This is a genomic window from Allobosea sp. TBD101 (assembly GCF_059817965.1).
The window spans coordinates 1,063,688-1,073,323 of record NZ_CM187543.1; the positions used below are offsets into that span (position 1 = coordinate 1,063,688).

Below are 9,636 nucleotides of genomic sequence, written 5' to 3' on the forward strand. Positions count from 1 at the left end.
CGTCAGGCCTTCCGGAAAGCGGTGATGTCGAGATAGCGCGTCGCGACGCGTTCGCGAACCGCCTCGTCATGGAAAATCCCGACGATGGCGGAGCCGGCGGCGCGCGCCTCGGCAATGAGTTCGACGACGACGTCGCGATTGGCGGCGTCGAGCGAAGCGGTCGGCTCGTCGATCAGCATGATCGCCGAGGGGTCGACGAAGGAGCGGGCGATATTGACGCGCTGCTGCTCGCCGCCGGAGAAGGTCGCGGGCGCGATATTCCAGAGCCGCTCCGGCAGGTTGAGCCGGGCCAGCATGGCCTTGGCGCGTTCGGTCGCGGTCTCCGGCGTGGCGCCGCGCGCCAGCAGCGGATCGCGAACGATGTCGAGCGTCGAGACGCGCGGGATCACGCGCAGGAACTGCGAGACGAAGCCCAGCGTGCGGCGGCGGATGTCGAGCACGGTGCGCGGCACGGCGGCGACGATGTCGACGGGCCGGCCGGCATGGGTGATGCGGATCGCGCCTGAAGTCGGCCTGTAGTTGCCATAGAGGATGCGCAGCAGGCTCGACTTGCCGGCGCCGGACGCACCGGCCAGCACCAGCGCTTCGCCGGCCTCGACATGGAAATTGACGTTGTCGAAGACGGGCAGATGCGCTCCGCCCTGGTTGTGCAGGGTGAAGGTCTTGGCGACGTTTTCGACCTGAATCATCGTGGTCATGGTGTCAGTGCCTTGTGCCGGCGAGGTGACGAGGGTGTGACGGGCCGTTTTTGTCATTCCGGGGCGGGCCGTCAGGCCCGAACCCGGAAACCACGACTGGGCGAGCGATCATGATTACCATTGGCGCAGGCCTCACCCGGTCGTGGGTTCCGGGTTCTTCGCTGCGCGACTCCCCGGAATGACAAGGGAACAGCTCACACACTCAGCACCGCCGAGGTCAGGAGTTGCGTATAGGCGTGGTGCGGATCGTCGAGGACCTGATCGGTCAGGCCCTGCTCGACCACGCGGCCATCCTTCATCACCATCAGGCGGTCGGTCAGGAGGCGGGCGACGGCGAGGTCGTGGGTGACGATGATGGCGGCGAGCCCGAGGTCGCGCACGAGCACGCGCAACAGATCGAGCAGGCGGGCCTGCACGGAGACGTCGAGGCCGCCGGTCGGCTCGTCCATGAAGACGAGGCGCGGTTCGGAAACCAGCACGCGAGCGATCTGCAGGCGCTGCTGCATGCCGCCGGAGAATTGGCGTGGTCGATCGTCGATGCGGGTGCCGGCGATCTCGACACGCTGGAGCCAGTCGAGAGCGCGCTCGCGGATCTGGCCGTAATGGCGGTCGCCGCGGTCCATCAGACGCTCGCCGACATTGCCGCCGGCGGTGACATCCATGCGCAGGCCGTCGCGCGGGTTCTGGTGGACGATGCCCCAGGCGGTGCGCATCAGGCGGCGGCGCTCCTGCTCGGAGACCGAGTAGATGTCGAGCGGCTCGGCGCCGCCACGGAACAGCACCTCGCCCTCGTCGGGCTTGTCGATGCCGGCGAGGCAGCGCAGCAGGGTCGACTTGCCCGAGCCGGATTCGCCGACGATACCGAGCACCTCGCCCGGCCAGAGATCGAAGGAGACATCGGCGCAGCCGATGCGCTCGCCATAGAAGCGGCTGACGCCGTCGACGGAGAGCAGGGGGGCGGGTTCGAGCGCGAGCTCGGCCGCAGCGACATGCAGGGTCATGGGGTGGTCTCCTCGACCAGGCCGCTCGCGGCCGCGTCGCCCAGCATCGTGCCGCGATGGCCTTCCGCCCGGCGGGTCTCGCAATAGTGGCTGTCGGAGCAGACGAACATGCGCCCGCCCTGGTCGTCGATCACGACCTCGTCGAGATAGCTGTCGTCCGCGCCGCAGAGCCCGCAGGGCTGCGTCCAGCTCTGGATGCGGAAGGGGTGGTCCTCGAAATCGAGGCTGCGCACGCTGGTATAGGGCGGCAGCGCGTAGATGCGCTTTTCGCGGCCGGCCCCGAAGAGCTGGAGCGCGGGCGACATGTGCATCTTCGGATTGTCGAATTTCGGGATGGGCGAGGGCGCCATCACGTAGCGGCCATTGACCATGACCGGGTAGTCATAGGTCTTGGTGATCTCGCCGTAGCGGGCGATGTCCTCGTAGAGCTTGACCTGCATCAGCCCATACTCGGCCCAGGCGTGCATCTTGCGAGTCTCGGCCTCGCGCGGTTCCAGACGGCGTAAGGGTTCGGGCGTCGGCACCTGATAGACCATGACCTGTCCGGGCTTCAGCGGCGCTTCCGGGATGCGGTGGCGGGTCTGGATGATCGTCGCCTTATCCGTCGCCTCGCAGGTGCGGGCATCGGCCGTGCGCTCGAAGAACCTGCGGATCGAGACGGCGTTCGTGGTGTCGTCGGCGCCCTGGTCGATCACTTTCAGCGTATCGGCCGGACCGATGATCGCGGCGGTGATCTGAATACCGCCCGTGCCCCAGCCACGAGCCAGGGGCATCTCGCGCGAGCCGAACGGCACCTGATAGCCGGGCACCGCGACCGCCTTGAGCAGGGCGCGGCGGATCATCCGCTTGGTCTGCTCGTCGAGATAGGCGTAGTTATAAGCCGGCTTTGTATCGTCCGCCGGCATCTGATGGATGGTCATTCCGCAGCCTCCGGCATTGTATCGGGTCCTTTGGCATTCTGCTCTTGAGCAAGCCGCTCCTCGCGCTCCCTGCGGATGCGGCGGATCAGTTCGAGCTCGCCCTGGAAATCGACATAGTGCGGCAGCTTGAGATGCTCGACGAAGCCGGCCGCCTCGACATTGTCGGCGTGGTAGAGGACGAATTCGTCCTGCTGTGCCGGATAGTTGGTCGCCTCGCCGAAATCGCGCGCCTTCAAGGCGCGGTCGACCAGCGACATCGACATTGCCTTGCGCTCGCTATGGCCGAAGACGAGGCCGTAGCCGCGGGTGAATTGCGGGGGTACGTCCTTCGAACCCTGGAACTGGTTGACCATCTGGCATTCGGTCAGGGTGACCTCGCCGAGATCGATGGCGAAGCCGAGCTCCTCCGGCACGAATTCGACCGCAACCTCGCCGACGCGGACCTCGCCGACGAAGGGATGCGTGCCGCCAAAACCGCGCTGCACGGAATAGCCGAGGCCGAGCAGGAAACCCTCGTCGCCGCGCGCCATTGATTGCAGGCGCACATCGCGATCGGCCGGGAAGGAGACGGGATCACGCGTCAGGTCGAAGGGACGCGGATCGCCTTCCGGCGGCTCCTCGGCTTCCATCAGGCCTTCGGCGCCGAGGATGTCGGGTACGCGCGGCATGGTGGCGTCGAGCGGAGCTCTTTCCTTCTCCCCTCGGGGGAGAAGGTGGCCCGGCGAAGCCGGGTCGGATGAGGGAAGACTTGGCGCTACCGTACCTTGCGCATCGCTCGGCATGCCCTCACCCCATCCCTCTCCCCCGAGGGGAGAGGGGGCCTGTTGCGGTTCCATCAGGGCGAAATCGAAGAGCCGATGCGTGTAGTCATAGGTCGGGCCGAGCACCTGCCCGCCGGGCAGATCCTTGTAGGTCGCCGAGACACGGCGGCGGATCGCCATCGCGGCCGTGTCGAGCGGCTCGGAGGAACCGAAGCGCGGCAGCGTGGTGCGATAGGCGCGCATCAGGAAAGCGGCCTCGATCACGTCGCCCTGCGACTGCTTCAGCGCGAGTGCGGCGAGGTCCTGATCGTAGAGCGAGCCCTCGTTCATCACGCGGGCGCAGGCCAGGGCCTGCTGTTCGCGGATCTGTGCGACGGAGATTTCCGGCACGGCCGGATCGCCTCGGCGCGCCTCGGCGACGAGATCATGCGTGGCGAGGATGGCGGCTTCGCCGCCTTTGACTGCGACATACATCAGCGAGCCTCCTCAACCTGTGTCGAGCGCGGCAGGCCGATCAGGCGCTCGCCATGCGCCAGCAGGACATCGACGCCGAGCGGGTAGATGGCGCCGTTCTCACGCAATTCATCGATGAAGCCGGGGCGCAGGCCCTGCGGGGCGGTCGTTCGGGTGCCGGGAATGCCGGGGCCGGCGAGGGCGAGGGCGAGGGCGAGGGCAGGGCCGCCCTCCAAGCCAGTGACCTGCACGATTACGGTGGTCGAGCGATCCGGGAACTGGTCGGTACCGAGGTTGAAGGCCGAGAGCTTCGGCTCGGAGGCAGTGCCGTCAATGACCGCGAAGGCGGCCTCGGCGGGACTATCGACGAGCGCGGCGGCGCAATGGAAGCGCAACCAGGCGCCGGCCGGGCCGTTGCGCAGGGCTTCCGGTAGCCAGACCGGGGTCTCGTAATCGGCGAGCGTCAGCAGCGCGGTTGCGGTTGCTGTCGCCAGACCTTCCGGCGGCGTGATCTCGCTCGCGACTTGCTGCAGCGTGCCGGGCTCGGAGAGAGCGGCGAGCAGGGCGCGGAAAGCAGCCTGCGACTGGAAGACCGGGTCGGAGAAGCCGGGAGTGATCATGGCTTGAGTCGACATCACGAGCCCCTGACCAGCGTGAAGAAATCGACCTTGGTCGCCGCCGCCTTGCGCGAGGCGAGGTCGCGGGCCGAGGCCTGCCGCGCGGCGAGCATGGCGATGCCTTGATGCAATCCGCTGCCATCGGCCTCATCCTGGAGGCGGGCGTCGAGCAGGGCGGCGAGCCGCGCCTTCCGGCCGTCGCGGCCGAGCGCATAGGAGAAGCCCATCCGTCCGTTGGAGAGACGCACGACGCAGCGCGTCACGGTGGCCTCGCCGAGATTGAAGCGGCGGCCGGCGCCGCCGGCCCGGCCCTCGACCATCACGGTGCCGGTCTCCGGCGCCTTGAGCAGGTCGTGGTCCGGCGGATCGCCGAGCAGGGTTTCGATCTCGCTGCGGGAGGCGCGCGCCAGCGTCGCCATCCAGCTTTGCCTCGGGGTTCTTGGGATCATCGGCGAGGGCTCGCTGGTCAGTTCCGAATGTCTAGACTATGCTAGGGGAGTTGATGGTAAAGGTCTATACTTTTCGGATGAAGCTTTGATGACGGATGCGGCACTGGCGGAGCGCGACGGCGGAACGGCCTGGCGGCGTATCGCCGACGAACTGGCGGATGCGATCGGGCGCGGTGAATACAAGCTCGGCGACACGCTGCCGGCCTCGGTCGCGCTGGCGGAACGTTATGGCGTGCATCGCCATACGGTGCGGCAGGCTTTTCGCCATCTGGCGGATCAGGGGCTGGTGACGGTCTCGCGCGGACGCGGCACGCAAGTGACGGCGCCGCGTTTGCCTTACCCCATCGGCCGGCGCGTCAGCATGCGCACCAATATGGGCAAGCTCGGCATCACCGGCACAAGCCGCATGCTCTCGGCGGAAGTGGTCGTGGGCGAGGCGGCCGCCTGTGCGGCACTCAAGCTGAAGACCGGGACGCCGCTCTGGCAGGTGCGGGGCGTCAGCCTCGCCGATGGCGTGCCGATGGGAGCCGGCACGCATTGGATCTCGGTCGAGCGCTTCCCGGATTTCGACAAGGCCTATCGTGAGGCGGCCGGCTCGATCACGGCCGCCTTCAAGATTTATGGCATCGCGGATTATGTGCGCCTGTCGACGCGACTGACGGCCCGGCTTGCCGACGAGGGCGAGGCGGAGTTGCTGGAGATCGCGCCTGAGGCTGCCGTGATGATCTCGACGGCCGTCGATGCGCTGCCGGACCTGACGCCTGTCCATCTCGTCACCAGCGTCTTCGCCGCCGAGCGCATGGAAATGGTGATCGAGCCGTTCCAAGATTTTCCTTCTCCCCTCGGAGGAGAAGGTGGCAGCGCGTAGCGCTGACGGATGAGGGAGGGCTTGGCGAATCGATAATCGGTGTGGCCGGTCGCGCAGCCCTCATCCGTCTGCTTCGCAGACACCTTCTCCCCTGAGGGGAGAAGGAAAAGGTCAGCTCGCCCGCCGGCCGATGATCGCGAAGCGTAGCTTGCCCGACAGGAAGTCGATGGCCGAGACCGCGGCGAGGACGAGCAGGATCAGGAAGGAGACCTGCTGCCATTCCAGTGTGCGGATCGTCTCGGCGAGATAGAGGCCGATGCCGCCGGCGCCAACGATGCCGATGATGGTCGAGGAGCGGGTGTTCGACTCGATGTAGTAGAGCACCTGGCTCGCGATCACCGGCAGCACCTGCGGCAACAGGCCGAAGCGGATCTCGTGCGCCTTGCCGCCGCCGACGGAGGATACGCCCTCGACCGGCTTGCGGTCGGCCGCCTCGATCGCTTCCGAATAGAGCTTGCCGAAGGCGCCGAGATCGCTGGTCATGATCGCGAGCATGCCGGCGAAGGGGCCGAGGCCCACGACATTCACCCAGATCAATGCCCAGATCAGCGCATCGACGCCGCGCACCGTGTCGAGCGAGCGGCGGGCGAGGAAATGCACGATGCGGTTGGCGACGACGTTGCGTGCGGCGATGAAGCCGAGCGGCAGGGCGAGGATGGCGGCGAGGATCGTGCCGAGGAAGGCGATGGCGATGGTCTCGAACAGGGCTTTCACGAAGATGACGGCACGCGCCCAGGAGCCGGGATCGGGCGGCAGCATCAGCACGACGAAGGTGCCGAGATTGCCGAAACCGGCAATGATCTTCCAGAGCGAGGTCTCGAGCGTCGTCAGCCCGTAGACGAAGAAGCCGGCGATGGCGGCGATGGTGCCGATCGTCGCGAGCTTCGTCTTGAGCGAGCCGCGGATCGCGGCGTCGTGGCGGCGCAGGATGTCGGCGCGCTCGGCCGTCGAGAGGGCGAGGCTCATCGGCCGTGCTCCAGGCTGAGGAGGGCGTGGCGTAGCCGCTCGGTCGCGTAGTCGATCAGCATGACCGTCACGATGATCAGCAGCAGGATGGCGCTGACATCGGTGAAGTAGAACTTGCGGATGGCTTCGATCAGGTCCTGGCCGATGCCGCCGGCGCCGACGAACCCCATGATCGAAGCGCCGCGGACATTGATCTCGAAGCGCAGCAGCGCGTAGCTCGCGAAATTGGAGAGCACCTGCGGGACGACGGCGAAGCGCACGATCTGCCACCAGCTGCCGCCGGCCGCGGTGACGCCATCGACCGGCTTCAGGTCGATGTTCTCGACCACCTCGGAGAAGAGCTTGCCGAGCGCGCCCATGGTGTGGATCGCGATGGCGAGTACGCCGGGCAGCGGGCCGAGGCCGAAGGCGATGACGAAGATCAGCGCGAAGACGATCTCGGGAACGGTGCGGCAGAATTCGAGATAGCGGCGCACGGTGAAGCGCAACCAGGTGGCGCGGCCGAGATTGGCGGCAGCGGCGAAACAGAACAGGAAGGCGCCGGCAACGCCGAGGATGGTGCCGACATAGGCGATGAGCACGGTCTGCCAGAGCAGCTTCAGCCAGCCCTTGAGGCCCCAGTACCATTCGGAGAGGTCGGCGCCGAGGCTGCTCAGCCGGAGCGTCGGCAGGGTCTCGTAGATGTATTTCGGGAATCGGTGGATGTTCTCGAAGAACTTGGCGAGATCGACCTCCGCGCCGCGCGCGGACAGGAGCACGCAGGCGATGAAGACGGCGATGCCGATCAGGGCCTGCCGGCGCTTGGCGGATGAAGCCTGCCGATAGGCCTCGGCATGGGCCCGGATGGCCGGGTCGTTGCGGTCGATCGCGAGGGTCATGAAATCTGGGTCCGTTGCCGGAGAGGGCGCCGGGTGGCGCCGCAGCCGTCATGCTCGCCCCTGTGGCCAGCATCCGCGTCCTGAGCGCCGCATGCGATCGGCGCAGCGAAGACGTGGATGGTCGGGGCAAGCCCGACCATGACGGCGAGTGCAGCCGTACGGCTTACGAGGACTTCTTCTTGCGGAGGTCGTCGACGAACTTGTTCAGCTCGATGATCGGGTCGTAGGCCTTGTTGTCGACGGCGACGAGCGGGCCCTGCTTGCCTTCATAGATCTTGTCGAAGGCGGCCTTGTCCTTGGTGGCGAGGTTCAGGACGGCGTCGCGGATCTTGGCCTTCAGCTCTTCCGGCATGTCGGTGAGATAGGCCATCGGCGAGTTCACGATCTGCTCGGACTTGAAGATGATCCGGAAGTCCTCGGCCTTGGCCATGTTCTTGCGGGCCATGCGCTGCAGGTTGGATTCCTGCTCGTCGTTCCACCAGTTGGCGGCGATGTCGACGGTGCCCTGCTGGAGCGCGATGATCGCGTTCTCGTGGCTGCCGGTATAGACGACCTTCGAGAAGAAGGTTTCCGGCTCGATCTTCATGCCGTTCAGCGCGAAGCGCGGGACGTTGTTGCCCGAGGTCGAGTTCGGGTCGACGAGGCCGAGATTCTTGCCCTTGAGGTCCTCGACCTTCTGATAGGGCGAGTCCTTCTTCACGTAGAAGACCGAGTGATAGCCCTTGGTGCCGTCGAGATTGGTCTCGATGGCGAAGGCATCGACCTTGGCGCCGGTCATGCGGGCGCGGGCGAAGGAGGACGGGCCGTAGGAGGCGATGTGGATGTTGCCGGTGCGCTGGCCCTCGATGATCGCGGCGTAGTCGTTGGCGATGCGCAGGGTGACCTTGGTGCCGAGCTCCTTGGCGAGATACTGCACGAAGGGGGTGTAGCGCTCGGTGACGCCGGAAGCGTTTTCGGAGGGGATGATCGCGAAGACGAGCTCGGGATACTTGGCCTTCCAGTCCTGGGCGAAAGCCGGGGCGGCGGCGAGGGCGAGGCCGGCGACGGCGAGCGAGAGGGTATGACGACGGGTCAGCATCGATGTGCTCCTGGTTGTAGTCGGGGATGGTCTTCTCGCGGCGACGGCCTTCGGGCCGGTCCGGCGATCTCTGGAAATCAGGCGATCTTCTGGCGGGCGCGCTTCGCCTCGGAGGCGGCGATCGCATCGAGCGCATCCAGCGCCTCGGCGCCGGCATCCTTGGCCTCGATGCCGTAGAGTTCGGCTGCGATCTCGCGGGTCAGCGCCTGCGGCACATCGTCGAACACGACCTTGCCGGCGGACATGCCGATCAGGCGGTCACAGTATTTCGCGGCGATGTCGAGATCGTGCAGGTTGCACATCACGGTGATGCCGTCCTCGCGATTGATGCGGAACAGCGCGTCCATGACGACCTGGGTGTTGCGCGGGTCGAGCGAGGCGATCGGCTCGTCGGCGAGGATGATGCGGGGCTCCTGCACGAGGGCGCGGGCGATGGCGACGCGCTGTTGCTGGCCCCCCGAAAGCGTCTCGGCGCGCTGCGCCAGGAGATGGCCCATATCGAGACGCTCGAGTGCCGCGATGGCTCGGACCTTGTCGTCCTCGGAGAAGCTTTTCACGAGCGTCAAAGCCGCGGAACGGTGGTTCAACCGGCCGAGCAGGACATTGGTCAGCACGTCCAGGCGGCCGACGAGGTTGAACTGCTGGAAGATCATCGCCGTGTCGCGGCGCCAGCGCCGGAGCGAGGCGCCCTTCAGGCCGGTGACGTCCTGCTCCTCGCAGACGATCTGGCCGGAGGTCGGCTCGGTCAGGCGGTTCAGCATGCGCAAGAGCGTCGACTTGCCGGCGCCGGACGGGCCGATGACGCCGACCATCTCTCCCTTCGGGACGGTCAAGGTGACGGTGTCGACCGCGTTCCTGTCGCCAAAGCGCTTGGTCAGGCCTTCGATGCGGAGCATGGACTGGTTCTCGGGCACGATGCGGGCATGAGAGCGTTCCCGTCCGGCGGT

11 protein-coding genes are annotated in these 9,636 nt (G+C 66.7%); 1 reads left to right on the top strand and 10 read right to left on the bottom strand.

Features of this window, described 5'->3' with window-relative positions; translation table 11 throughout:
- Window positions 1-2: 2 nt before the first annotated feature.
- The 6 genes from phnL to phnG all read right to left on the bottom strand — a co-directional run bounded on the left by phnL (window position 3) and on the right by phnG (window position 4,869).
- Entirely contained in the window at window positions 3-698 is a 696-nt protein-coding gene (gene phnL, locus AC6RIC_RS05045) for a phosphonate C-P lyase system protein PhnL (RefSeq protein WP_499735358.1), read from the bottom strand.
- Window positions 699-892: 194 nt separating this feature from the next.
- Window positions 893-1,699: a phosphonate C-P lyase system protein PhnK gene (phnK, locus tag AC6RIC_RS05050; RefSeq protein WP_400506694.1), complete on the bottom strand. Its 807-nt coding sequence runs from the start codon at window positions 1,697-1,699 to the stop codon at window positions 893-895.
- Window positions 1,696-2,619: an alpha-D-ribose 1-methylphosphonate 5-phosphate C-P-lyase PhnJ gene (locus AC6RIC_RS05055; RefSeq protein WP_499735359.1), complete on the bottom strand. Its 924-nt coding sequence runs from the start codon at window positions 2,617-2,619 to the stop codon at window positions 1,696-1,698. Before AC6RIC_RS05055 ends, phnK begins: the two co-directional genes overlap by 4 nt.
- Window positions 2,616-3,854 carry a carbon-phosphorus lyase complex subunit gene (locus AC6RIC_RS05060; RefSeq protein WP_499735360.1) on the bottom strand — a complete coding sequence of 413 codons (1,239 nt, stop codon included), beginning with the start codon at window positions 3,852-3,854 and terminating at the stop codon, window positions 2,616-2,618. Before AC6RIC_RS05060 ends, AC6RIC_RS05055 begins: the two co-directional genes overlap by 4 nt.
- On the bottom strand, window positions 3,854-4,468 hold the full coding sequence (phnH, locus tag AC6RIC_RS05065) for a phosphonate C-P lyase system protein PhnH (RefSeq protein ID WP_499735361.1): 615 nt from the start codon (window positions 4,466-4,468) through the stop codon (window positions 3,854-3,856). Before phnH ends, AC6RIC_RS05060 begins: the two co-directional genes overlap by 1 nt.
- The gene (phnG, locus tag AC6RIC_RS05070) at window positions 4,468-4,869 is read right to left on the bottom strand and encodes a phosphonate C-P lyase system protein PhnG (protein WP_499735362.1); all 402 of its coding nucleotides are present in this window, start codon (window positions 4,867-4,869) and stop codon (window positions 4,468-4,470) included. The genes phnH and phnG overlap by 1 nt, the downstream gene beginning before the upstream one ends.
- Before the next feature lie 118 nt (window positions 4,870-4,987).
- Here phnG and phnF point away from each other — a divergent pair, with 118 nt between their 5' ends.
- Complete coding sequence (gene phnF / locus AC6RIC_RS05075) at window positions 4,988-5,767, top strand: phosphonate metabolism transcriptional regulator PhnF (protein WP_499735363.1); 780 nt, start codon at window positions 4,988-4,990, stop codon at window positions 5,765-5,767.
- Between the two features lie 111 nt (window positions 5,768-5,878).
- Here phnF and phnE (AC6RIC_RS05080) read toward each other — a convergent pair whose 3' ends face one another.
- The 4 genes from phnE (AC6RIC_RS05080) to phnC form a co-directional block, all read right to left on the bottom strand.
- Window positions 5,879-6,733, bottom strand: coding sequence for a phosphonate ABC transporter, permease protein PhnE (phnE, locus tag AC6RIC_RS05080; RefSeq protein ID WP_499735364.1), 855 nt, complete (start codon window positions 6,731-6,733; stop codon window positions 5,879-5,881).
- On the bottom strand, window positions 6,730-7,611 hold the full coding sequence (gene phnE, locus AC6RIC_RS05085) for a phosphonate ABC transporter, permease protein PhnE (RefSeq protein WP_499735365.1): 882 nt from the start codon (window positions 7,609-7,611) through the stop codon (window positions 6,730-6,732). Before phnE (AC6RIC_RS05085) ends, phnE (AC6RIC_RS05080) begins: the two co-directional genes overlap by 4 nt.
- Before the next feature lie 163 nt (window positions 7,612-7,774).
- Window positions 7,775-8,689 (bottom strand): phosphonate ABC transporter substrate-binding protein, encoded by a 915-nt coding sequence (gene phnD, locus AC6RIC_RS05090; protein ID WP_499735366.1) that lies wholly within the window; start codon window positions 8,687-8,689, stop codon window positions 7,775-7,777.
- Between the two features lie 77 nt (window positions 8,690-8,766).
- Window positions 8,767-9,585: a phosphonate ABC transporter ATP-binding protein gene (phnC, locus tag AC6RIC_RS05095; protein ID WP_499735367.1), complete on the bottom strand. Its 819-nt coding sequence runs from the start codon at window positions 9,583-9,585 to the stop codon at window positions 8,767-8,769.
- Window positions 9,586-9,636 lie beyond the last annotated feature (51 nt).